This window comes from Streptomyces sp. A012304, from assembly GCF_026008495.1.
GTDB lineage: Bacteria > Actinomycetota > Actinomycetes > Streptomycetales > Streptomycetaceae > Streptomyces.
Genome location: NZ_BQUN01000096.1, coordinates 194,289 through 217,191 on the forward strand (window position 1 = coordinate 194,289; position 22,903 = coordinate 217,191).

At 71.1% G+C, this 22,903-nt stretch carries 22 protein-coding genes, 1 tRNA gene and 3 pseudogenes; 14 read left to right on the top strand and 12 right to left on the bottom strand.

Going from position 1 to position 22,903, the window contains the following annotated elements:
* Nucleotides 1–104: 104 nt before the first annotated feature.
* Complete coding sequence (locus ALMP_RS21890; RefSeq protein ID WP_264930838.1) at nt 105–374, top strand: hypothetical protein; 270 nt, start codon at nt 105–107, stop codon at nt 372–374.
* Between the two features lie 73 nt (nt 375–447).
* On the opposite strand, the gene ALMP_RS21895 is transcribed toward ALMP_RS21890, so the two are convergent.
* Nucleotides 448–1,140, bottom strand: a complete 693-nt coding sequence (locus ALMP_RS21895) for an RDD family protein (protein ID WP_264930840.1) — start codon at nt 1,138–1,140, stop codon at nt 448–450.
* A gap of 100 nt (nt 1,141–1,240) precedes the next feature.
* Nucleotides 1,241–2,848: an RDD family protein gene (locus ALMP_RS21900; RefSeq protein ID WP_264930842.1), complete on the bottom strand. Its 1,608-nt coding sequence runs from the start codon at nt 2,846–2,848 to the stop codon at nt 1,241–1,243.
* A 384-nt stretch (nt 2,849–3,232) separates the two neighbouring features.
* Here ALMP_RS21900 and ALMP_RS21905 point away from each other — a divergent pair, with 384 nt between their 5' ends.
* Complete coding sequence (locus tag ALMP_RS21905) at nt 3,233–3,646, top strand: SsgA family sporulation/cell division regulator (RefSeq protein ID WP_264930844.1); 414 nt, start codon at nt 3,233–3,235, stop codon at nt 3,644–3,646.
* Between the two features lie 23 nt (nt 3,647–3,669).
* Here the strand turns inward: ALMP_RS21905 and ALMP_RS21910 are convergent, their stop codons facing one another.
* Complete coding sequence (locus ALMP_RS21910) at nt 3,670–5,076, bottom strand: FAD-binding oxidoreductase (RefSeq protein ID WP_264930846.1); 1,407 nt, start codon at nt 5,074–5,076, stop codon at nt 3,670–3,672.
* A 92-nt stretch (nt 5,077–5,168) separates the two neighbouring features.
* Here ALMP_RS21910 and ALMP_RS21915 point away from each other — a divergent pair, with 92 nt between their 5' ends.
* Nucleotides 5,169–6,605, top strand: coding sequence for a tetratricopeptide repeat protein (locus ALMP_RS21915; protein ID WP_264930848.1), 1,437 nt, complete (start codon nt 5,169–5,171; stop codon nt 6,603–6,605).
* Between the two features lie 76 nt (nt 6,606–6,681).
* Here the strand turns inward: ALMP_RS21915 and hppD are convergent, their stop codons facing one another.
* Nucleotides 6,682–7,827, bottom strand: a complete 1,146-nt coding sequence (gene hppD / locus ALMP_RS21920; protein ID WP_264930850.1) for a 4-hydroxyphenylpyruvate dioxygenase — start codon at nt 7,825–7,827, stop codon at nt 6,682–6,684.
* Between the two features lie 122 nt (nt 7,828–7,949).
* Here hppD and ALMP_RS21925 point away from each other — a divergent pair, with 122 nt between their 5' ends.
* From ALMP_RS21925 to ALMP_RS21940, 4 genes are read left to right on the top strand one after another with little or no spacing between them, the layout of a single operon-like run.
* Entirely contained in the window at nt 7,950–8,444 is a 495-nt protein-coding gene (locus ALMP_RS21925; RefSeq protein ID WP_264930852.1) for an Lrp/AsnC family transcriptional regulator, read from the top strand.
* 6 nt (nt 8,445–8,450) lie between these two features.
* Nucleotides 8,451–9,095, top strand: coding sequence for an ABC transporter permease (locus ALMP_RS21930; protein WP_264930854.1), 645 nt, complete (start codon nt 8,451–8,453; stop codon nt 9,093–9,095).
* Entirely contained in the window at nt 9,088–10,377 is a 1,290-nt protein-coding gene (locus ALMP_RS21935; RefSeq protein ID WP_264930856.1) for an ABC transporter ATP-binding protein, read from the top strand. Before ALMP_RS21930 ends, ALMP_RS21935 begins: the two co-directional genes overlap by 8 nt.
* A complete protein-coding gene (locus ALMP_RS21940) occupies nt 10,377–11,183 on the top strand; it encodes an ABC transporter permease (RefSeq protein WP_264930977.1) in 807 nt (268 codons plus the stop codon). Before ALMP_RS21935 ends, ALMP_RS21940 begins: the two co-directional genes overlap by 1 nt.
* 49 nt (nt 11,184–11,232) lie before the next feature.
* Here ALMP_RS21940 and ALMP_RS21945 read toward each other — a convergent pair whose 3' ends face one another.
* The 6 genes from ALMP_RS21945 to ALMP_RS21970 form a co-directional block, all read right to left on the bottom strand.
* Nucleotides 11,233–12,024, bottom strand: a complete 792-nt coding sequence (locus ALMP_RS21945; protein WP_264930858.1) for a PDZ domain-containing protein — start codon at nt 12,022–12,024, stop codon at nt 11,233–11,235.
* Nucleotides 12,025–12,156: 132 nt separating this feature from the next.
* On the bottom strand, nt 12,157–12,798 hold the full coding sequence (locus tag ALMP_RS21950; protein WP_264930860.1) for an IclR family transcriptional regulator: 642 nt from the start codon (nt 12,796–12,798) through the stop codon (nt 12,157–12,159).
* A 290-nt stretch (nt 12,799–13,088) separates the two neighbouring features.
* The gene (locus ALMP_RS21955) at nt 13,089–14,885 is read right to left on the bottom strand and encodes a DEAD/DEAH box helicase (protein WP_264930862.1); all 1,797 of its coding nucleotides are present in this window, start codon (nt 14,883–14,885) and stop codon (nt 13,089–13,091) included.
* A gap of 120 nt (nt 14,886–15,005) precedes the next feature.
* Nucleotides 15,006–15,380 (bottom strand): type II toxin-antitoxin system death-on-curing family toxin, encoded by a 375-nt coding sequence (locus ALMP_RS21960; protein WP_264930863.1) that lies wholly within the window; start codon nt 15,378–15,380, stop codon nt 15,006–15,008.
* Nucleotides 15,377–15,577: a hypothetical protein gene (locus ALMP_RS21965; protein WP_264930864.1), complete on the bottom strand. Its 201-nt coding sequence runs from the start codon at nt 15,575–15,577 to the stop codon at nt 15,377–15,379. The genes ALMP_RS21960 and ALMP_RS21965 overlap by 4 nt, the downstream gene beginning before the upstream one ends.
* Before the next feature lie 86 nt (nt 15,578–15,663).
* Nucleotides 15,664–17,112, bottom strand: a complete 1,449-nt coding sequence (locus ALMP_RS21970) for an MFS transporter (RefSeq protein ID WP_264930865.1) — start codon at nt 17,110–17,112, stop codon at nt 15,664–15,666.
* A 211-nt stretch (nt 17,113–17,323) separates the two neighbouring features.
* On the opposite strand from ALMP_RS21970, the gene ALMP_RS21975 reads away from it, so the two are divergent.
* Nucleotides 17,324–17,395, top strand: a tRNA-Cys gene (locus tag ALMP_RS21975).
* Nucleotides 17,396–17,476: 81 nt separating this feature from the next.
* Here ALMP_RS21975 and ALMP_RS21980 read toward each other — a convergent pair.
* Nucleotides 17,477–17,995: pseudogene (locus tag ALMP_RS21980) on the bottom strand (tyrosine-type recombinase/integrase); the annotation flags it as partial.
* 73 nt (nt 17,996–18,068) lie between these two features.
* Between ALMP_RS21980 and ALMP_RS44425 the strand changes: the two are divergent.
* The 4 genes and pseudogenes from ALMP_RS44425 to ALMP_RS21995 form a co-directional block, all read left to right on the top strand.
* A pseudogene (locus ALMP_RS44425) lies at nt 18,069–18,149 on the top strand (DNA-binding protein); the annotation flags it as partial.
* Nucleotides 18,150–18,233: 84 nt separating this feature from the next.
* Nucleotides 18,234–18,926 (top strand): annotated as a pseudogene (locus ALMP_RS21985) (tyrosine-type recombinase/integrase); the annotation flags it as partial.
* A gap of 4 nt (nt 18,927–18,930) precedes the next feature.
* The gene (locus ALMP_RS21990; protein WP_264930866.1) at nt 18,931–19,476 is read left to right on the top strand and encodes a GntR family transcriptional regulator; all 546 of its coding nucleotides are present in this window, start codon (nt 18,931–18,933) and stop codon (nt 19,474–19,476) included.
* Between the two features lie 9 nt (nt 19,477–19,485).
* Nucleotides 19,486–20,253, top strand: a complete 768-nt coding sequence (locus ALMP_RS21995; RefSeq protein WP_264930869.1) for a GntR family transcriptional regulator — start codon at nt 19,486–19,488, stop codon at nt 20,251–20,253.
* 659 nt (nt 20,254–20,912) lie between these two features.
* Here ALMP_RS21995 and ALMP_RS22000 read toward each other — a convergent pair.
* The gene (locus ALMP_RS22000) at nt 20,913–21,239 is read right to left on the bottom strand and encodes a hypothetical protein (RefSeq protein ID WP_264930870.1); all 327 of its coding nucleotides are present in this window, start codon (nt 21,237–21,239) and stop codon (nt 20,913–20,915) included.
* A 699-nt stretch (nt 21,240–21,938) separates the two neighbouring features.
* On the opposite strand from ALMP_RS22000, the gene ALMP_RS22005 reads away from it, so the two are divergent.
* Nucleotides 21,939–22,268: a hypothetical protein gene (locus ALMP_RS22005; protein ID WP_264930872.1), complete on the top strand. Its 330-nt coding sequence runs from the start codon at nt 21,939–21,941 to the stop codon at nt 22,266–22,268.
* Between the two features lie 48 nt (nt 22,269–22,316).
* The gene (locus tag ALMP_RS22010; protein ID WP_264930873.1) at nt 22,317–22,673 is read left to right on the top strand and encodes a hypothetical protein; all 357 of its coding nucleotides are present in this window, start codon (nt 22,317–22,319) and stop codon (nt 22,671–22,673) included.
* Nucleotides 22,674–22,903: the final 230 nt, after the last annotated feature.

The following is a 22,903-nucleotide window of genomic DNA, read 5'->3' on the forward strand; positions in this document are numbered from 1 at the left end:
CTGTGCACCGGCACCGTGGGTTAGGTCACGCTTACTGCTCGTTCCCCTCGGGCATGCAGCCGAATAGAGTCGAGATCGCCCCCGTTCCCGAGGACACGATTGCCATGCCTCGTCCGACTGTCGCACAGCTCACGTACGGTTCCTGCACCGTCATCGTCTCGACGCTCGCCATGCTGGTGCTGTCACAGACGAGTTCGGGCCCCCTGATCGCGGTCATCGCCGTCACCTCGGTCGCCCTCGGTGTACTCGTCGCCATGACGCTCCCGGTCCACAAGCGGACCCATGTCGTCGTGGCCCGCTCCGGCGTGGACGAGCCCGTGCCCGCCTCGGTCGCCGCGGCGCCCGAGCCGGTCCGGGAACCGTCGGCACCCTGAACCACATGACGCAGGGCCCGCGCCGGGAGACCGGCGCGGGCCCTGTCGTCGTGCTGTCGGGGCTGTCGGGGTGTCAGGTGGTGCTGACCACCACCGTCTTGGCGGCCTTGTCGTGCAGGCCCTGCTTGTAGGGCTTGTCGAAGTAGCTCCAGCCGCCGCAGATCGCCGTCCACAGGCAGGCGCAGCAGAACGCGAACGGCACCCACAGCACCAGGGCGCGCACCAGTGAGGTCTGCATGGACGGGGTGGAGCCGTCGTCGAGGTTGGCCACGCGCATGCCCAGCCACTTCTTGCCGAGGGTCTGGCCGTTCCTCGCCGTCATGAAGGTGTCGTAGCCGATGAAGAGGAGCGCGGCGACGAGGGACTGCGCGAGGGACTTGCCGACCTCGATCCGGTCGCCGTCCGTCTCGTACTCGTTGACGCCGAAGCCCCACGTCAGCAGCCAGACCACGACGGCCACCAGGATCAGGTCGATGATCCGGGCGAGCGTGCGCTTGCCGCTGTCGGCGAGCGGCGGCATGCCGGCGAGCGGGTCGGCGGGGCCGCCACCGTAGGGACCACCACCGTAGGGGCCGCCCCCGTAGGGACCGCCGGGGCCGCCGCCTCCGTACGGTGGGGGCTGGCCGCCGTACGGGCCGCCCGCGCCGTACGGCGGGCCCTGCGCGCCCTGGCCCTGACCGTACGGGGGCTGCTGTGGTGGCTGCTTCCGGAACGGATCGTCCTCCGGCGGCTCGCCGCCGGAACCGGGGGGCGGTTCGGTCGTCATGGCCCGAGTCGACCGCGAACCCGCCGCCCGCGCATCCGGCGAGCGGCCGTCCGGGGTACGAAATCAGGTGGGCCGACCGCGGTAGGGCCGGGTAGTCGAATCAGCCCGCCACGAACGTATGGGCCGCCTTGTCGTGCCAGCACTGACGCCACGGCCTGTCGAACAGGCACCACAGGACACCCAAGACTCCCACGCCGAGCAGGCCGGGCACGCTGTAGACGAGCCAGCGGCGCAGGGCCGCGCCGAAGGTCGGCGGCTGGTGCCCCTCGATGTCCCGCACCTCCAGGCCGAACAGCTTCTTGCCGAGCGTGCGGCCCCACTTGGCGGTCGGCAGCGCCTCGTACACGATCCCGAAGACCAGCAGCACGCCGAGGACGATGCCGAGGTACGCGGACGTCGTGCCGTCCAGCAGCCAGACGGTGACGGTCTCCCCGGTCAGCTTGGCCGCGTCGATCTTGTCGTTGACGTGCTCGACGGCCTGCGCGCCCAGGGGGACGGCGGCGGCCGAGGTGACGGCGGCGAGGACGAGCGTGTCGACGAGCCGGGCCGCGAGCCGCTTGCCGAGCCCGGCGGGACGGGCCGCCGCCTGCCGCCGCGCTGCCGCCTGGAAGGGGTCCTCGACCGGCGGCTTCCAGGGGGCCACGGGCTGGTCGTCGCCGCCCGCGCCCGCCAGCCGGTGCACCTGCTGGGCCCAGGAGGGCTGACCGCCACCGTGACCGGCGCTCATGGGGGTTCCGGCCTGCGGTCCGGCGGGCTGCTGGGGCAGGCTCGGGGCCGGCGCGACGGGGAAACCGGCGGAGGCCTGGGCGACGGGGGTACTCCCGGGGGCCTGCGCGGCGGGGGTACTAGCGGCGGCCTGCGCGGCGGGGGCGGACTGCGGTCCGGAGGCGGGCACCGCCGACTGCGCGGCCGCCGCCCGCTCGACGGCGGCCTTGCCCGCGCCGAAGCCGGGCTTGGCCGGGGTCGTTCCCGAGGGCGCCGTCCCCGCGGCGGGGGTGTGCGGCGCGAAGCCGCCCGCGCCCGACGCGGAGGCGTGCTGCGGACCGAAAGCGGGCCCACCGGCCCCGGCCTGACCGGCCGTGCCCTGCGGGCCGAACGCCCCCGCCCCGCCGACACCGTCGGCCCCGCCCGGACCCCCCTGGTCCGCCCCGGTGTCCGTGCTCCCGGCGGACGCGGCGGACGCGCTGTCCGTGGGGCTCGTGCGCGGGCGGAACACCATCGTGCCGGGATCCGGCGCGGCCGATCCGCCGGCCGTCGGGCGGCGGAAGACGAAGGTGCCCGGGTCCTGCTCCGGCCCGGCGGGCGGGATCGTCGCCGTGCCCTCGGTGCTCGCCGACTGCCCGGACGGCTGCGCCGCCGGCACCCTGGGGTCCGGGCCCTGCGGCGCGCCCCAGGAGACCTTGCGGTCCTGGTCGCCGCCGAAGCCGGACTGGTGGGCGCGGTCGGCACCCCACGAGGACCCCGGGTCGGGACGGTCGGAGTACGGCTCGTCCGGCGCCGGGTCCTCGTCGAAGAAGTGCGGGCCGGTCTCCTCCACCGAGGGACGGGCGGGAGCCGCGAGCGGCTCACCGTCGGACGGCGCCGGTCGGCTGGTGCCCGGCACCCAGGAGGCACCGTTCCAGTACCGGACGTATCCAGGGATGGACGGGTCCGGGTAATACCCTTCGCGGGGCCTGTCGTCGCCGGGGGCCGGGGTTGGGGCGCTCATGTCCGTCGTCCCGTATCTGCTCGGGGGTGGGATGGGGGCCTCCACATCTATCAGACGAGCGCAACCCCCACCGCACGTCCCGCCGGACCCGCCCCTTTCCGGGCAACCCCGTGCATGTCCTTCACACGTTCGGACCGGCCCGGAAACGCGCGTTGGGATTCCGGGCCGTCACCGGAGGGATCCCCAGCCACGGTCCAAGGAGGCGTCCGACGGCATCGGGACCAGGGCCGGAGGCGCCCCCGGCCCGCTCCCGGAGGAATGCCAGGGCACTCCCGGGAAAAAAGTTCCGCGAACCCGCGTAATGATCCGGGCCCACGCCGCTCTCCCCTGCGTACGGGCTTTCCGTGCGGATCGGCCCCGACCAGGAGCAAGAGGAGAACGGACATGCATCCCACCGTGGTGGAACGCGAGCTGGAGCTGCGGCTCGTCCTGTCGCCGGAGCGCGGCATCCCGGTACCGGCCCGGCTCGGCTACCGCAGCGACGACCCCTTCGCCGTGCACATCGTCTTCCACATCAACTCGGAGCACCCCGTCAACTGGACGTTCGCCCGAGAGCTGCTCGTGGAGGGGGTGTTCCGGGCGTGCGGGCACGGGGACGTACGGGTGTGGCCGACGAAGGTGAACGGCCGCAGTGTCGTGCTGATGGCGCTCAGCTCCCCCGACGGCGACGCCCTGCTGGAGGCGCCGGCCGCCCAGGTGTCGTCCTGGCTGGAGCGGACGCTGCGGGCGGTGCCGCCGGGGACCGAGGGCGAGCAGCTCGGCATCGACGACGCGCTCGACCAGCTGCTCGCCCGGTGAGCCGGGCCCCGGCGGACGCCGGGTCAGAAGAGCTTGCCCGGGTTGAGGATGCCCAGCGGGTCGAAGACCTGTTTGACGGCCCGCTGCATCTCCAGGCCGACCGGGCCGATCTCGCGCGCCAGCCACTCCTTCTTCAGCACGCCCACGCCGTGCTCCCCGGTGATCGTGCCGCCGAGCTCCAGGCCCAGTTCCATGATCGCGTCGAAGGACTCGCGGGCGCGCCGGCACTCGTCGGGGTCCCGCGCGTCGAAGCAGACCGTCGGGTGGGTGTTGCCGTCGCCGGCGTGGGCGACGACCCCGATGGTGAGCCGGTACTTCTCGGCGACGCGCTCCACGCCCTCGATCATGTCGCCGAGCCGGGAGCGGGGCACGCACACGTCGTCGATCATCGTCGTGCCCTTGACGGCCTCCAGGGCGACCAGCGAGGACCGGCGGGCCTGCAACAGCAGTTCGGACTCGGCGGCGTCCTCGGCCGGGACGACCCGGGTGGCGCCGGCCGCCTCGCACAGCGCGCCGACGGCGGCGAGGTCGGCGGCCGGGTCCGGGGTGTCGAACGCGGCGAGGAGCAGCGCCTCGGTGGTCTCGGGCAGACCCATGCGGGTCAGGTCGTTGACGGCCTTGACGGTCGTACGGTCCATCAGTTCGAGGAGGGACGGCACATGGCCGCCCTCCATGATCCGGCAGACGGCGGCGCAGGCGGCGGCGCCGGAGGCGAACTCGGCGGCCAGTACCAGCTGTTGCGGCGGCTGCGGCTTCAGCGCCAGCACGGCGCGGACGACGATGCCGAGCGAGCCCTCGGAGCCGACGAAGAGACGGGTGAGGTCGTACCCGGCGACGCCCTTGGCGGTGCGGCGGCCGGTGGACATCAGCCGGCCGTCGGCGAGGACGACGTCCAGGCCGAGGACGTACTCGGCGGTCACGCCGTATTTCACACAGCACAGGCCGCCGGAGCCGGTGCCGATGTTGCCGCCGATCGTGCACATCTCCCAGCTGGAGGGGTCCGGCGGGTAGTACAGGCCGTGCTCGCCGACCGCGCGGGACAGGGCCGCGTTGACGACGCCCGGTTCGACGACGGCGACCCGGTCGACCGGGCTGATCTCCAGGATGCGGTCCATCTTCGTCAGTGACAGCACGACGCAGCCGTCGGAGGCGTTGGCGGCGCCCGACAGGCCGGTGCGGGCGCCCTGCGGGACGACCGGGACGCGCAGCTCGGTGGCGGTGCGCATGACGTGCTGGACCTCCTCGACCGTGCGTGGCAGCACGACCACGGCCGGGGTGCCGGCCGGGCAGAAGCTCGCCATGTCGTGGGCGTAGGAGGCCGTGACGTCCGGATCGGCGAGGACCGCCTCGGCGGGCAGACCGTCGAGCAGCCGGTCCAGGAGGTTGCCGGTCGTCTCGTCGCGGGGCGCTTCGATACGGCTCATGATCACAGCGTCGCACCCGGGGCCATCGGTGTGAACCCCGTCTGCGGCACCCGGAGCAAAACGGGACGAGATCGGCGTACTGGCGCACAGTGAGCGCCATGGAGAGCAGGGTGGAGACCGAAGGTGGGCGACCGGGGCGGGAAGGGGACCGCTCGTGGCCGCGCCGGCGGCTGCTCGTCGGCTCGCTGGCCGGGTCCCTGGTGCTGGGCGGGCTGCTGCTGTGGCTGCTCACCGGCCCGGCGGAGCGGCGGGCGCCCGCATCGGCCCCGGGGGCGCAGGCGCACACGGCGGTCCGTACGGGGGTGGCGGCCGCGCTGTCCGACCTGGCGGTGCTGATCGACGAGCGGCGGGCCCGGGTGCGCGAGCATCCGCGCGACGCCCGCTCCTGGGCGGTCCTCGGCGCGGCCTACGTCGAGCAGGGCCGCCGCACCGCCGACGCCGCCGTCCACTACCCCGAGGCCGAGCGGGCGCTGCGCACCTCGCTGAAGGTGGCTCCGCGGGGCAACGCGCAGGCGATGGACGGGCTGGCCGCGCTGGCCGTCGCCCGCCGGGACTTCCGGGCGGCGCGGGCCTGGGCCGAGGCCGCGCGGAGGGCGGCCCCGCGGCGGTGGACGACGTATCCGCTGCTGATCGACGCCTACACGGGCCTCGGCGACCTGAGGAAGGCCCGGGCCGCCCTGGCCCGGTTGCAGGAGCTGCGCTCCGGGCCTGCGGTGATGGCGCGGGCGGCGGGCGTCTACCGGGACATGGGGTGGCGGGAGGACGCGGCGGCCGCACTGTCCGACGCGGCGGCCGGGGCGTCGACGCCCGCGGAGCGGGCCGCGTGGCTGGAGCGGGCCGGGCAGCTGGCCTGGGAGCGCGGCGACCGGGAGGCGGCCCTGCGGCACTTCCGGGAGGCGGTGCGCCTCGACCCCGACCTGCGGGCGGCGCAGGCCGGGCAGGGGCGGGCGCTGGCGGCCCTCGGGCGGATGCCGGAGGCGCTGACCGCGTACCAGGTGGCGCTCGCCCGGCAGCCGCTGCCGCAGTACGCGCTGGAGCTGGGCGAACTGTACGAGTCGCTGGGGCTGACCCAGCCGGCCCGTGCGCAGTACGACCTGCTGCGCGAGCGGGTGCGGCGGGACGCGGCCGGCGGGGTGAACGCGGAGCTGCTGATGGGCCTGTTCGAGGCGGACCACGGCGATCCGGTGGTGGCGGTGCGGCAGCTGCGGGCGGAGTGGCGGCGGCAGCCGGGGATCGCTGTGGCGGACGCGCTGGGCTGGGCGCTGCACCGGGCCGGCCGGCACCGGGAGGCGCTGCGGTACGCCGTGATCGCCACCGACAAGGCGCGGCGCGGGACGGTGCGCAGCGCGCCGTACGCCTATCACCGGGGGATGATCGAGCGGCAGCTGAAGCGGGAGGGGCCGGCCCGGCGGTACCTGGAGGAGGCGCTGCGGATCAACCCGTACTTCTCGCCGCTGCACGCGCGGACGGCCCGCACGGCGCTGGCGGCGCTGGGCGAGCCGTCGGTGCGCGACCTGCCGGAGGAGCTGTCCTGACGGCGCCGTAAGGGGTTGCCTCCGTCAGGGGCCGCCGTCGGGGGTCGCCGCTACAGGTTGCCGTCAGGGGCCGCCGCTACAGGTTGCCGCGCTTGGCCTGCTCGCGTTCGATCGCCTCGAACAGGGCCTTGAAGTTGCCCTTGCCGAAGCCCATCGAGCCGTGCCGTTCGATCAGCTCGAAGAAGACGGTCGGGCGGTCCTGGACCGGCTTGGTGAAGATCTGCAACAGGTAGCCGTCCTCGTCACGGTCGGCGAGGATCTTCAGCTCGCGCAGCGTCTCCAGCGGGACACGGGTGTCGCCGACCCACTCACCGAGGGTGTCGTAGTACGAGTCGGGCGTGTCGAGGAACTGCACGCCGGCCGCCCGCATGGTGCGGACCGTCTCCACGATGTCGTTGGTGTTCAGCGCGATGTGCTGGACGCCCGCGCCGCCGTAGAACTCCAGGTACTCGTCGATCTGGGACTTCTTCTTCGCGACGGCGGGCTCGTTGATCGGGAACTTGACCTTGAGCGTGCCGTCGGCGACGACCTTCGACATCAGCGCGCTGTACTCGGTGGCGATGTCGTCGCCCACGAACTCCTTCATGTTCGTGAAGCCCATGACCTTGTTGTAGAAGCCGACCCACTCGTTCATACGGCCGAGCTCGACGTTGCCGACGCAGTGGTCGATCGCCTGGAACGTCCGCCGGGCGGGCGGCTCGACCATGGGCGCCACCGCCACGAACCCCGGCAGGTAGGGACCGTCGTAGCCGGAGCGGTCGACGAGCGTGTGGCGGGTCTCGCCGTACGTGGCGATCGCGGCCAGCACGACCGTGCCGTGCTCGTCCTTCAGCTCGTACGGCTCGGCGACCGAGCGGGCGCCGTGTTCGATCGCGTAGGCGTACGCGGCGCGCGCGTCCGGGACCTCGATGGCGAGGTCGACCACGCCGTCGCCGTGCTCGGCCACGTGCCGGGACAGGAAGTGGCCCCAGGTGGTGGCGGGCTTGATCACGGAGGTCAGGACGAAGCGGGCGGAGCCGTTCTCCAGCACGTAGCTCGCGGTCTCGCGGCTGCCGTTCTCCGGTCCGGAGTAGGCGACCAGCCGCATGCCGAAGGCGGTGGAGTAGTAGTGCGCCGCCTGCTTGGCGTTGCCCACGGCGAAGACGACCGCGTCCATTCCCTTGACCGGGAAGGGGTCGGCCTGCCGGGCGGTGTCGGGAGTGTGGTGTGTGGTCTGCGTCATAACAAGAGCCTCACCCGGTCCGGCAAGGTGCGCAATAGTTGCCGTGTCGACTGGGCAATCTGCCCAGTGGTACGGCGGTTGCGGCAGCCGTTCTGTACAGGGTGACCATCAGGGAGGCGTGGGTGGCGATCGATCATCTGGACGGACGGATCATCGTGCTGCTGGCGCGGGAGCCGCGTATCGGCGTGCTGGAGATGTCGCGGCGGCTGGGCGTGGCCCGGGGCACCGTGCAGGCCCGGCTGGACCGGCTTCAGTCGAACGGAGTCATCCGGGGATTCGGACCGGAGGTCGATCCGGCGGCCCTCGGCTACCCCGTCACCGCGTTCGCCACGCTCCAGATCCGGCAGGGTCAAGGGGCCGACGTACGGGCGCACTTGGCGACCGTGCCGGAGGTGCTGGAGCTGCACACCACCACCGGCAGCGGGGACATGCTGTGCCGGCTCGTGGCCCGTTCCAACGCCGATCTCCAGCGGGTCATCGACCGGGTCGTCGGTTTTGATGGCATTGTCCGGGCCTCCACCGCGATCGTGATGGAGAACCCCGTTCCGCTGCGGATCATCCCGTTGGTGGAGCAGGCGGCGGAGGACCGGGAAGGACCGGGCCGCGACATGGGGTGAGGGCGTGTGAGCTTCTGGGAGTACCTGGACGACCGCCACCAGCAACTGCTCGCCGACGCCTGCCGGCACGCCGGGGTCGTCCTCCCGTGCGTGGCCGTGGCGACCGTGCTGGGGGTGCTGGTCGGCGTCGTCTCCTACCGCGGCGGCCGGGCCGGCGACCTCGCCACCGCCGCCTCCACCGTCACGGCCGTCCCGGCGCTGGCCGCGATCGGGCTGCTGGTCCCGGTGGCCGGGTACGGGACGCCCGTGGCGGTGATCGCGCTGACGCTGTACGGGCTGCCGCCGATCGCGCGGAACGCCGTCATGGGCCTGCGCGGCGTCGACCCGGCCCTGGTGGACGCGGCGCGCGGCATCGGCATGTCGCGCTCCGCCCGGCTGCTGCGGGTCGAACTGCCGCTTGCCTGGCCGCCGATCCTGACCGGCGTCCGGGCCGCCACGCGGACGCTGACGGGCGTCGCCGCCCTCGCCGCCTGCGTCTCCGGGCCCGGCCTCGGCGAGGAGATCCTCCGCGGCCTCGCCGCACCGGACCGCCCGGACGCCCTCGACCAGGTACTCGCGGGCACGCTCGGGATCGTCGCGCTGGGCCTGCTGTTCGAGGCGGGGTTGGTCCTGGTGGGGCGGCTGACGGTGGCCAGGGGGATCCGTGGGTGACGCGCACGGGGCTGGTGGGGCCTCGGTCGAGTTGGAGGATCTGAGCAAGCGCTACCCGGGCAGGCGGCGGCCCTCCGTCGACGGCGTCAGCATGGAGATCCGGGCGGGCGAGACGGTCGTCCTCGTCGGCCCCGAGGGGTGCGGGAAGTCGACGACCCTGAAGATGATCAACCGGCTGGTCGAGCCGAGCGGCGGTCGCGTGCGCATCGACGGCGAGGACGTCACCGGCGTCGACCCGGTGACGCTGCGCCGCCAGGTCGGCTACGCGATCCGCTCCTGCGGGCTCTTCCCGCACATGACGGTCGCCCAGAACATCGCCCTCGTCCCGGGGACGGCCGGCTGGCCGAAGGCACGGGTCCGGGACCGGGTGGAGGAGATGCTCCACCTGGTCGGACTGGACCCCCGCGCGTTCCACGGCCGCTATCCGGACCAGTTGTCCGAGGGGCAGCGGCGACGCGTCGGCATGGCGCGGGCGCTGGCCGCCGATCCGCCGGTGCTGCTGATGGACGAACCGTTCGGCGCCCTCGACCCGGCCACCCGCGAGCGCCTCCAGGACACGCTGATCCGGCTCCGGCACGAGCTGCGCACGACGATCGTGTTCGTCACCCACGACTTCGACGAGGCGGTCAAGCTGGGCGACCGGATCGCGGTGCTGCGCGAGCGCTCCCGGATCGCCCAGTTCGACACCCCGGAGGCGATCCTCACCCATCCGGCCGACGAGTTCGTCTCCGGTGTCGTGGGCGCGGGCGCCGCGCTGAAGCGGCTGAACCTCACCCGGGTGCGGGAGATCGGGGTCGGCGACCGGCCGACGATGAGCGTCGACGACCCGCTCCAGACCATCTTCGACCGGCTGCGTTCCCGGGGCGCGGACGAGATCCTGCTGCTGGACCGGCAACGCCGGCCCCACAGGTGGCTGCGGCGCGGCGACCTGATGCGGGCCAAGGGCGCACTGGCCCGCGCGGGCACACCCGTGCGGCGCACGGTGAGCCGGGACGCCACCCTGCGGGACGCGCTGGAGGCCGTCCTCACCGACAGCGCCGGACGGGTCGCGGTCACCGGGCGGCACGGCGAGTACACCGGGGTCGTCGACCTGGAGACGCTGATGGACTCCGTGCACCGGCTGCTGAGGGCGGACCGGCCGGCGACCGACCGGCTGGAGGCGCGAGAAGACCGAGAACGCCGAGAACGCCGAGAAGGCCGAGAACGCCGAGAACGCCGAGAAGGCCGAGAAGGCGTGTCGCGAGAGGACCGCGATGGGCGGGGCGGGGTGGCGACGGCGTGATCGTCCCCGAGGAGCTGGAGGGACCGGGGAGGATCCGGGAGGCGGGCCTCCCGCGCGGGCGCGTCACCTGGCGGAAGCTGACCCTCCTGCCCGCGTTCCTCGTCGCGCTGCTGCTCGCGACCTGGCTGTGGTTCCGGCAAGCCGACCTGGACACCGTCGCCGGGGACGCGCTGGCCCACGGCCAGGTGTCCGAGGCCCTGTGGCAGCACGTCGTACTGACCGCTGTCTCCACCTTCCTCGTCCTGGTCGTCGCGGTCCCGCTGGGCGTGCTGCTGACCCGCGGCGCCCTCCGAGGGGCCGCCCCGGTCGGGCGGGTCCTCGTCGGCACGGGTCGGGCGACGCCCGCGATCGGCCTGCTCGCGCTGCTGGTGATCTGGCTGGGCGCCGGCCCCCGGGCAGCGCTGCTCGCCGTCGTCCTCCACGCCGTCCTGCCGGTGCTGTCCCACACCGTCACCGGCCTGCGGGCGAACGACCCGGCCCTGCTGGAGGCGGCGCGCGGCATCGGCATGTCCCCGGTCGGCGTGCTCACGAAGGTGGAACTGCCGCTGGCGGTGCCCGTGATCCTGGCGGGCGCCCGTACGGCCCTGGTCCTGAACGTCGGCACGGCGACCCTGGCGGCCTTCGGCGGGGGCGGCGGTCTCGGCGTACTGATCGTCACCGGCATCACCGACCGGAGCATGCCGGTGCTGGTCCTGGGTTCGGTCCTCACGGTCGCCCTGGCCCTGCTGGTGGACTGGCTGGCCTCCCTGGCGGAGCTGCTGCTGCGGCCGCGCGGCGCGGTGGCGGGAGTGGGGCCGGGCAGGTGAGACGGTTCAGCAGGAGGACACGGGCCGCCCCGTCGCCGGTCTCCGTGGTTCAGCAGGAGGGCACGGACCCCTTGCCGGTCTCCAGGGCGATCAGCGAGTCGACGGCGCCCTTGAGGGTGCTGACCGGGATCAGCCGCAGGCCCTTGGGCAGCTCGGACTCGGCCTCGGAGCACTCGTCCTTCGGCACCAGGAAGACGGTGGCGCCGTCCCGGCGGGCGGCCTGCGTCTTCAGCGCGACACCGCCGACCGCGCCGACCTTGCCGTCGCCGTCGATGGTGCCCGTACCGGCGATGTTCCGGCCGCCCGTGAGATCACCGCCCCTGCCGTCGCCCTCGAGCTTGTCGATGATCCCCAGCGAGAACAGCAGGCCCGCGCTGGGACCGCCGACGTCGGCGAGCCGCAGCGTGACCTTGATGTTCTCGTCGGCACGGCCGAGGTGGGCGAGCGCGGCCTCGGTCGCGGCGTCCTGGGACTTCTTCATCTGCTCGGTGTTGTACCGCTGGATCTCCTCGGTGGTCTCACCGCTGGGGTACACCGAGTCGCGCGGCATGACCGCCCGGTCGGTGCGGAACCAGCCGTCGAGCACATCACCGAGCGAGACGCGCGTGTCCGGGCCGGTCGCCACGATGGTCGTCATCCGCAGCTGCCCCTCGGTCTTGCGCGTGGGCACCCCGGAGATCGTGATGACGGGCGTCCCCTTGTTCTCCCCCAGCACATTGGCCGTCGTCCCCGGCTGCGCCACGGAGAACGGCAGCGGCGCGAACCCGGCGGTGGCGACCAGCGCCACGAACGGAACCGCGGAGAGAGCGAGGGCCTGAGGCCGAGTGAGACGAGAGAGCACGGGGTCAATCTAACGGGTGGGACGGACGGGGAGACGGGGTGGCTTCACCCTGTCGGCCCGTGGTCCGCAGGGGAGGCCCGGCGCTGAGCAACGCGACCCGCCCCCGGCACCGCCCCCCGCCTCAGCCCACCGTCACCGCAACGCCTCCGCGACCTCCTTCGCCGCGTCCACCACCCGCTGCCCCACCCTCTCCGGCACAGCGTCCGCCAGCATCACCACCCCCACGCTCCCCTCGACCCCCGTCACCCCGAGCAACGGCGCCGCCGCCCCACTGGCCCCCGCCTCCAGCTCCCCGTGCGTCAGCGTGTACCCGGGGTCCCCCACCGCCCGCTGCCGGGCCGCCAGGATCGCCTTGCCCGCCGCCCCCCGGTCCAGCGGATGCCGGAACCCCGCCCGGTACGCCACGTGGTAGTCCGTCCACGTCGGCTCGACCACGGCGACGGCCAGCGCCTCCGCCCCGTCCACCAACGTCAGATGCGCCGTCGCCCCGATGTCCTCGGCCAGCGACCGCAGCGCCGGCAGCGCCGCCTCCCGTACCAGCGGATGCACCTGGCGGCCCAGTCTCAGCACGCCCAGCCCGACCCGGGCTCGTCCGCCCAGGTCACGTCGTACGAGGGCGTGCTGCTCCAGCGTGGCGAGCAACCGATAGACGACGGTCCGGTTCACGCCTAGTTTGTTGGACAGTTCGGTGACGGTCAGCCCATGGTCCGTATCGGCCAGCAGCTTGAGGACCCGCAGCCCTCGATCGAGCGTCTGGGAGGTCTCCGCGGTCACGACGCCCACTCCTTAGTGGTGAGGTCGGCGGCCCCCTCGCGGCGGATGCGTCACCGAGTCCCGTCAGTGACGCGCTTCAGAGGCCGCCGATCGGCAGATGGGCCAGGCGTGTCCGGGCCCAGTCGCTTCACGGCTGCGCTCCGCGGCGGCGCTGCCACGGGGCGTGTGCGTAGCGGGACAGTAGCGAGCGAGTTCGCTCAGCGGAAGGCTCCGTCCAGAATCCGGTCAGTGGCCGGTATGGAGTACCTGTTTTTGTCCCGATACGTACGCCCCTTTTCACAGCAAGGGCGTCACTTCATTCGAGTCGCCCACTCCTGCACCTTGGCGATCCGCTGCCGCAGCTGCCCCGCCGTCGCCTCGGCGCTCGGCGGTCCCCCGCACACCCGCCGCAGCTCGGTGTGGATCACCCCGTGCGGCTTGCCGCTCTGGTGGACGTACGCGCCGACCATCGTGTTGAGCTGCCGGCGCAGCTCCATCATCTCCTTGTGCGAGACGACGGGCCGCCGCTCGGCGGGCAGCTCCAGCAGGTCGGCCTCGGCGTCCGGCTTCTTCCTGCTGTGCGCGATCTGCTTGGCCTGCCGCTTCTGGAGCAGCAGCTGCACCTGCTCGGGCTCCAGCAGGCCGGGGATGCCGAGGTAGTCCTGCTCCTCCTCGCTCCCCGGGTGGGCCTGCATGCCGAACTCGGCGCCGTTGTACATGACCCGGTCGAAGACGGCGTCGGACTCCAGCGCCTCGAAGGGCAGCATGTCCTGCTCGCCGGTGTCCTCGTCCTGCTCCCGGTTCGCCTCGTCCATCTCCTTCTCGGACTCGGCGTACGGGTCCTCCTCGTCCCCGTCCTTCTTGGGCTTGTCGAGGACGTGGTCGCGTTCGCGCTCCATCTCGTTGGCGAAGCCGAGCAGGTCGGGCACGGTCGGCAGGAACACGGACGCGGTCTCGCCGCGCCGCCGGGACCGTACGAAACGCCCGACGGCCTGCGCGAAGAACAACGGCGTGGAGATCGTCGTCGCGTACACGCCGACCGCGAGCCGGGGAACGTCGACGCCCTCGGACACCATCCGCACCGCGACCATCCACCGGTCGGTGTTGTTGCTGAACTCGTCGATCCGGTTGGAGGCGCCGGCGTCGTCGGACAGGACGAGCGTCGCCTTGGTGCCGGTGATCTCCCGGATGAGCTTGGCGTAGGCGCGCGCCGAGTCCTGGTCGGAGGCGATGACCAGCGCGCCCGCGTCCGGGATGGCCTTCCTGACCTCGGTGAGCCGCTGGTCGGCGGCGCGCAGCACGCTGGGCATCCACTCGCCGCGCGGATCCAGCGCCGTACGCCAGGCCTGGCTGATCGCGTCCTTCGTCATCGGCTCGCCGAGCCGGGCGGCGATCTCGTCGCCGGCCTTCGTCCGCCAGCGCATGTTGCCGCTGTAGGAGAGGAAGATGACGGGCCGGACCACGTGGTCGGCGAGCGCGTTGCCGTAGCCGTACGTGTAGTCGGCGGCCGACCGCCGGATCCCGTCGTTGCCCTCCTCGTACGTCACGAACGGGATGGGGTTGGTGTCGGAGCGGAACGGCGTACCGGTGAGCGCGAGCCGCCGCGTGGCCGGCTCGAACGCCTCCAGGCAGGCCTCGCCCCACGACTTGGAGTCACCGGCGTGGTGGATCTCGTCGAGGATGACCAGGGTCTTGCGCTGCTCGCTGCGGTTGCGGTGCAGCATCGGCCGCACGCCGACGCCGGCGTACGTCACCGCGACACCGTGGTAGTCCTTGCTGAGCGGGCCCGCGCTGTACTCGGGATCCAGCCGGATCCCTATCCGCGCCGCCGCCTCCGCCCACTGCTTCTTCAGGTGCTCGGTCGGCGCGACCACGGTCACCTGCTGCACGACGTGGTGGTGCAGCAGCCAGGAGGCCAGGGTCAGCGCGAAGGTCGTCTTGCCGGCGCCGGGCGTCGCGACGGCGAGGAAGTCGCGCGGCTGCTCCTGGATGTACTTCTCCATCGCCCCCTGCTGCCAGGCACGCAGCTTGCTGGCGGTGCCCCAGGGGGCCCGGCCGGGGAAGGCGGGAGACAGATGGTGCGAGGACGAAGCGGCGGTAGTAGTCACGGTCTCCGTACGGGGGTCGAGCGGCTCGGCTGCCGCGGCTGAACGACCGGGCCACCCTACCGGCGGTCGGTCGCCGTCAACGCGCGGACAAGCCCGGCTCACCGACGGGTGGGACTCACGTCACAGCGCCCTCAGCCGCCCCGCGATCGCTCCCACGTCACTCTCCTCACCGGACGCGACGTCGATGACCAGCTCGTACGCCGTGTCCTGGTCGCAGCCGGCCAGGTCCACGCCGTTCAAGGCGAGGAAGGCGGCGGTGGCGAGCCACGCGGTGCGCTTGTTGCCGTCGACGAGGGGGTGGTTGGCGGCGAGGCCGTGCAGCAGGGCCGCGGCCTGCTCGTAGAGGTCGTCGTAGGCCGGCGTGCCGAACATCCGGGCCCGCGGCCGGTGCACGGCCGAGGCGAGCAGTCCCGCCTCCCGCGCCTCCGGGTCCCGCCCGCCGAACGCGATCCGGGCGATGTCGGTCACCTCGGCGACGGTGAGGTGCCTGCTCATTCGCCGAGCCTGCGCAGCAGCTCCGCGTGCGCCCCGGCCAGCCGCTCCGCGACCCCGCGCACCGCGCTCCGCTCCGCCTCCAGCCGCTCCCGTACGGCGTCCAGCGCGAGATCCTCGGGGCGGCGGCCGGTGGCGTCCGCGAGGTCGTCCAGAGCGTGGCGGAGGTCGGCGGTGAGGGGAACGGTCAGCTGCTGCATGCGGGAGAGCGTACGGCCATGATCACGGACCGACGACCGAATTACGCATTGCGTCATTACGTCATACGCCATCACGTCTTACGTCATTACGTTCGCTCCCGCAGCCGGGTCGTCACCCATGCCCCGACCAGCGCCACGCCGGCCATCGGCAGGAACACGGCGGCGAAGGCGGCCGGGTGGGAGCCGGAGGCGTCCGTGGCGGCGTGGGTGACGGTCCCGCCGCCGAGGGCGGCGAACGCGGCCCCGCCCGCCGACAGCAGCAGGACGTTGGACAGGGCGTCGGAGATCTGGAGGGCGGCGGAGTTCGTTCCGGCCTCCTCCGGGGCGGACAGCTGGAGCAGCAGCACGCTGCTGGAGGAGATCACCAGCCCCATCCCGAAGCACCCGAAGGCCCAGGCCACCGCGACGGTCCAGGCGGGCACGGCGTCGATGAGCACGCTGGGCGCGGCGGCGATGGCGGCCGCGACGAGCACCATGCCAAAGGTCATCAGCCGCTCCCGGTACGGCTCCACCCGCGACCGGGACTGCACCCAGGACCCCACCGCCCAGGTGAGCCCGCCGGCCGCGAGCGAGAACCCGGCGAGCGTGGGGCTGAGGCCCCGTTGGGTGACGAGCATCAGCGGCACGAACGACTCGGCCGCGATGAAGGAGCCCGCCGCGACGCCGCGCAGCAGCACGACCGACGGCAGCCCGCGCGCGGCCCGGTAGGTGCCGGGCGGCAGCAGCCCGAGCACGGCCGGCACGAGCAGCGCGACGCCCGCGGCGGCGGGCAGCAGCGAGAACGGACGCAGGTCCTGAGCGCCGTACTGGAGCAGTCCGGCCCCCAGTGAGATCCCGAAGGCGAGCCGGATGCGCCGCCGGTCGAAGGAGGCGGCCTCCGCGCCGGCGCCGACCGGCCCACCCGCCCGCCGCCGGATCTGCGGCAGAGCGAGCGCCAGCGGCAGCACGACCAGCGCCGGGATGCCGACGAACACCCACCGCCACCCCAGGTGCTCGGTGACCGCGCCGGACGCCAGCGGCCCGACGACGGACGGCACGACCCAGCTGGCGGCGAACGCGGCCATGATCGCCGGCCGCAACCGCTCCGGATAGGCCCGCCCCACCACCACGTACAGGGCCACGATGACGAGTCCCCCGCCGAGCCCCTGCACGGCCCGCCCGAGAATGAACACCCACATGGCGCCGGCGGTCCCGGACAGCAGCAGCCCGGCGGCGAAGGCGGCGATCCCACAGCTCACCGGCGCGAGCGGGCCCCGCCGGTCCGACCACTGCCCGGCCAGCACCATCCCGAACAGACTGGTCGTGAAATACCCGGAGAACGCGAAGGCGTACAGCCCCACCCCGTCCAGCTCCCGAGCCGCCACCGGCATCGCCGTCCCCACGGCGGTCGCCTCGAAGGCGATCAACAGCACGACGGACACGATCCCCACGCTCAGCGCCCGGTACGACCGCCCCAACACGGTCTCACCGGAGCCCGGACGCGCGTCCTTGGATACGTCTGCGACACCGGTGTCGCGGGGTTCGAGAGCGGCCATGCCCGCCAGAGTAAGGCCCACAACCGACAATGACCCCTGTCTCCAGCCGCCCTTCTCCGTCATCCCTTGGTCCTACGACCACACCCCTTCATGAACGGCGTATGGCAACCCCGTTGCAGCGCACCGCACAGCCTTGAACCCCATTCCCTCCGCCACCTACGGTCGTCTCACCGAGTCGGAACGGGCGAGAGAGCCCGGACCGACCGAACACGGCCGTGTGCCCGAGTGGTTGAGGGACTCGCCTGCAAAGCGAGTAACGCGGGTTCGATTCCCGCCACGGCCTCTACCTGACTGACCAGGCAGGATGAAAGGGCGGCACCCTTCCAGGGGTGCCGCCCTTTCGCCGTCCGTCTCAGTTCCCGTCTCAGTTGGCCGGTACGAGGGCGCCGGCTGCACCGTCGTCGTCATCCGGCCGGTCCCTCTCGGGTTTCCAGATCAGGCCGTCCACCTGCCGCGCGATATCCGTTCGCACAGCGTCCACCATGTGCTGGTAGCGGGCGGCCATGGCGGTGGTCGACCACCCCATGAGCCCCATGACGGCGCGCTCGGGGACCCCGAGGATGAGCAGTACCGTCGCGGCCGTGTGGCGGGCGTCGTGCAAGCGCCCGTCCCGGACGTTCGCCTCGGCCAGCAGATCCTTCCACTCGCTCCAGTCCCGGCGGTGGGACGGGCTACGGCCGTGTTCGTCGGGGAAGACCAGCCGGTTCTCCTCCCAGCGCTTGCCCGCTGCCGCCCGCTCCTCTTCCTGCGCCTTGAGGTGATTGCGGAGCAGGTCAACGAGTTGGTCGGGCAGGCCGACGGCCCGGCGGCCGGCGCGCGACTTCGTGGGCGACAGCTCCGGGTTCGTGCGCCGTCGCTGCGGGCAGTAGCCGGCGGCCTTGCGCCAGACGCGGCCCCTTCCCCTCCACCAGAGGAGACCACCTCGCATGGACATCACCATCACGGACACCGCCGGACTCGGTGGACTTCGGCGTGTCCCCGCCGACGCGCCGTCCGCCTACCTCGCTCGCCGTCGCGCTGAGCAGCGTGCGGCCTGACGCAGGCCTTGCGGAGCGCTGTCCCGCAACGGGGCAGCGCTCCGTCGTCTTCAACCGATTCAACAACCTCAAGGGAGTCCGCCCATGGCGGAAGGCAAGAAGCGCACCCGACAGCCCAACGGCCGCAGCTCCATCTACCAGGGCAGTGACGGCAAGTGGCACGGCCGCGTGACCGTCGGCATACGTGACGACGGCAAGCCCGACCGGCGCCACGTCGAACGCAAGACCCGTGCCGAAGTGACCGCCGCCGTCCGAGAACTGGAGAAGCAGCGCAACGCGAAGACGGTGCGGAAGCCGGGAAGGGCGTGGACCGTGAAGGCGTGGCTGACGCATTGGATCGAGCATGTCGCGCCTCTCGCGGTCAACGACAACACGATGGTCGGGTACCGCGTCGCAGTGCGAAAGCATCTGATCCCCGGCTTGGGAGCGCATCGGCTCGACAGGCTCAAGCCCGAGCACATCGAGGTGTTCTACGCCAAAATGCAGGCCAACGGCAGCAAGCCCGCGACCGCCCACCAGGTGCACCGAACCTTCCGTACCGCCCTCAACGAGGCCGTGCGGCGCGGCCACCTCGGCAGGAACCCGGTCCAGCTGGCCAAGGCGCCGAAGACAGGGGAGTACGAGGTGGAGCCCTACAGCGTGCAGGAAGTGCAGCGGCTGTTGAGAGCCGCCGACCGGCACCGCAACTCCGCACGGTGGGCCGTCGCCCTGGCGCTTGGACTCCGCCAAGGAGAAGTCCTGGGGCTGACGTGGAACGACGTGGACCTTGAGGGTGGGAACCATGAGCAGCAGTAAGTGGGTCAGTAGCTCGGCGCCGTACGTGGTGCCCAGGGCGGAGGGGCAGGGCGATGCGTGGCAGGAGGAGGCTGCGGCCAAAGGTGGTGTCGGCACTCAGCGCATCGTGGGAGCTGGCGAGGTGGCCGCGCCCCCGGAGGTGGCACGGCTGTTCGCGATCGCGCCCGACGCTGCTGTCGTGGTGCGACAGCGGATCATCTACCTCGATGACCAGCCCACCGAACTGACGGATACCTACTACCCGGTGGAAGTCGCACGCGGTACGCGGTTGAAGGGGACGGCCAAGATCCGTGGAGGAGCGGTCACTCTCCTCGCTGAAATGGGCTACACCGCAGGCCGCGTCCGCGAGGAAGTGTCAGCGCGGATGTCCACCGACGCGGAACGGCGGCTGCTCGGCCTCAGTGAGACAGAACCTGTGCTGTGCATGACCCGGCTGACATTGGATGCCGCAGGCCGCCCCTTCCAGGTCGACCAGTCGGTCTTCCCCGCGGCCAGGCAGCGACTCCGTTACGACCTTGAACTTTCGAACTGAGGATCTGACGTGCCCAAAGCAGAGCAGGACGCCTACGATCAGCGTCCCCTTCATGAGCGCATCGCTGCCGATCTCCGCGACGAAATCATGTGCGGCGATCTTCAGCCCGGTGCCAGCCTTCCCTCCACTCAGCGGCTCAAGGACCGGTTCGGGGCGTCCAACGCCACGGTGCAGAAGGCGCTCCAGGTGCTGAAGGACGAACGCCTGGTCTTCGGCCGCCCCGGAGCGAGCGTGACGGTGCGGGAGCACCAGCAGGAGACCATCCGGCCGGCGGACACCGGTCAGCCGGCGGCGCCTGGGGAGCAGTACTCGTGGCTCACGGTGGCTGCACGAAGAGGCAAGCGCGGAAGCATCCGCCTGCTTGAGGTCGCTGAAGTGCAGCCCCCAGCGGATGTCGCGGCAGCACTCGGCCTTGGCGAAGGCAGCGTGGCCGTAATGAGGAGCCAGGTCCTCTCGTACGACGACATACCTGTGGAGCTGGTGAAGTCCTACTACCCGGTCGAGCTGGCGCGCGGCACAGTGATGACCGAACGGCGAAAGATCCGTGGCGGAACGCCTGCCCTGCTTGCCGAGATGGGCTATCCACCCCGCCACACCGTTGATCGGGTGTCCGCCCGTGTGCCCACTCAGGAGCAGTTCGAGGCGCTGCAACTCCCGAGCGACCTACCGGTGCTGCGGACCTTCCGCGTGGTCTACAGCGACGACGAACGTCCGATCGAGGTCACAGTCATGGCCAAGGCAGGGCACCTCTACGAGCTTCAATACGAGTTCGTCTGAGCGGGCCTTGACGCAGTGAGCCACTTACATCCGAGTGCAGAGCAGGGAGGATGGCTCCGACCCGGGGACACGGACGGAGCCATCAGATCTGACAGGACCTCTGCGTCCCGAAGCAACTGGGGCGGGGGCGCGGCCTTGGGCTGGCGGGCTTCTCACCTGTGAGGATAGTTCGCAGCCGTTCGCGCTTGTCCGCCGCTGTTCGTCGGCGTTGTCACGCAGTTAGGCACTCACTGCGTCACCGATGCTACGTAGCTGACGACGTCCCCCGGAGGGCCTCGTCCAGCCGCGCTACCTAAGCTGCCGAGTCACCAGATGGCGTCTCGCCAGCTCCTGGCAGCAGGCAGGCCCCGTCTTCGCCGCGGTGAGCCTTCCGCCCGTCATCATCGAGCCCGCTTCACTGCCGTGGCGTGAGCACCGCTTTAGGAGTTCGATCCCGGCCCGCTTCGGCTGCGGTCGGCGACTGATGGGACGGCCGGACAGGGTTGCTGGTGTACGCCCCCGTCCGGCGTCGTTGATGTCAGCAGTGGATGTCAGACCTTCTGATCCGTAGCCCTACAGAGATCGTCATTGAAGGTCATACAGGCTGCGGGGAGGACCGTCAGGGCCGGTGTCGGTCGCTGGCGGTTGCTGGGGTTGCTGTACTTCGCTGCTGTACCGCATCACAGAACTACTCGGGACTCCGTCTCAGGACTCCCCTGCCGCAGCACGACGTGCGCCGGCCTGAACGGCAGACTGCGAAGGGTCGGCCCAATGACCTTGAAGAGCGCTTCGGCGTCCGCTCCATAGGCGTACAGCACGGCTTCACCCCCGCCGAACTCGTTCCCGTCGACCTCGCTAACTCCCGCCTTCTCGACGGCGGCCGCCATGGCCCGCTCAGCATCGAAGATCGCTTCGCGCTCGGCACGCGAGCCGTACTGGTCGTCACTCAGGCGGTAGTGGGCGATAACGGCTTCTTCCGGCGTCTCTAGGTCAAAGAGTGTGTCCATGCCCGCAAGATCCCACAAGCCTCTGACAACACGCCCCTACTGTGCCTGCCGCAGTGCTCGACGGCGCACGCTCCAACTGTGCTGCTGGCGCGCGGTGGTCTGTGTGCAGGGGCGTTCACCTGCGTTCATGGGCGGCTGATCGCCGGCGCGGGGATGGCTTCGGGTCTCGCTTGAACGGCCATGAAGGGGGCTGAATGAGCGCCCAGGTTGGCCATCATGTGCTTCTGTGTGCAGCGTTGCCGTCAAAGCTGCCGTCACTCCGGGCCAGGCCTCCAGGTCGGAGCAGCGCATGTAGAGGCGCCCCTACGCGGCGGCCGTGGTTCACACTGGGTCACCGGATCTTTGTCTCGCGCCATAGCAACGGCTCCGTCAAGCACCTCGCCGCACGTGACTTGTGGCGTCGATCTCCCCAAGCTGGCCACAGAGGACACGCCGCTGCGACACGATAGATCCAGTTGCATGGGGAGGAGCGGGCTACGTGAGTGAGACGTATCCATACGAACAGTTGGACGCCGACGCTCCCAACTGCTGGTGCAGAGTCATAACTAGGCGTCAACCTCTACGGCACCACGCTTTGAAGGTCAGTATGAATTGACGCTTCAACAACTTACCTGAATTAGAAACTAAGTCCACGCATTGCGTCACCCAGTCAGGAGTGGTCTGCTGGAGATAAGAGGATCGAAGCAGCGGGAGATTGCCATGGGCGTGACAGCGTTTCTTCATAATCTGCACTGCGATAGTCCGCAGGAGAGTAAGGATGAGGTTGTCATCACCGGCCCCGGGGGTCAGGTGTGGCCGTCTGCTGGCATCTTCTCGATTTCGGCGGGCCAAGACGTACCCATGAATGTTCAGGTTCCTGTAAATGGTTCAGTCACTTTGAGGCTCATCGAGAAAGATCCCCCGGACGGATCCGCAGGGGATGATCTCGGATCGGTGAAAATCAACGCGAGCGAAGCCGGGTCCGGCACCAAAAAGAAGGCGTTCCTGACCAGCGAAACTTCATACACTCTGAGCTACAGGGTCGTGTGATTGACGCAAGTCACCAGTACAAAACCGGATCGGGCGATGGAGGGTGTCATGGGTGCCGTAGCTCTGCTCGAGAATCTGCACTGCGACGACCCGAGAGAGACTGTACTCGAGGGCAACAAGGACGAAGTGGCCATCACAGGGCCGACTGGCCAAGTTTGGCCGCCGTCAGGCGCCGTCGCCATGGGAGCGGGGCAAGATGCTCAGCTCAACACACAGGTCCCCATCAACGGGGCTTCGATCGTCTTGAACCTGATCGAGATAGATCCGCCTGGACTCCCGACCGACGCGCTCGGAACAGTGCGAATCAAGGCCAGCGAGGCCGGAACAGGTAGCAAGACCGTCGAGCTCCTGACGGAAGACAGCGCATACACTCTGCGCTACAGAGTGGGAAACATCCAATTCTAGGTTGAGAGCCTGCCACCATGGTGGCGCAGGAGGCAAGAGCAGGTTGACCCCGCAACTGTGTCCACCGTGGCCAGTGCGTTGCCTAACTAGAGGGGTCCACCGATGCAGTCCAGCCAAAGGAAACCAATTTCTGACCTGGGCCACCGAAAGTCAGCTACTACGACGGGTACGCCGAAAGAGCACCCGCCACGTGTGCCTCCATCAACCCCGTACGGGCCTCAGCCACGCTT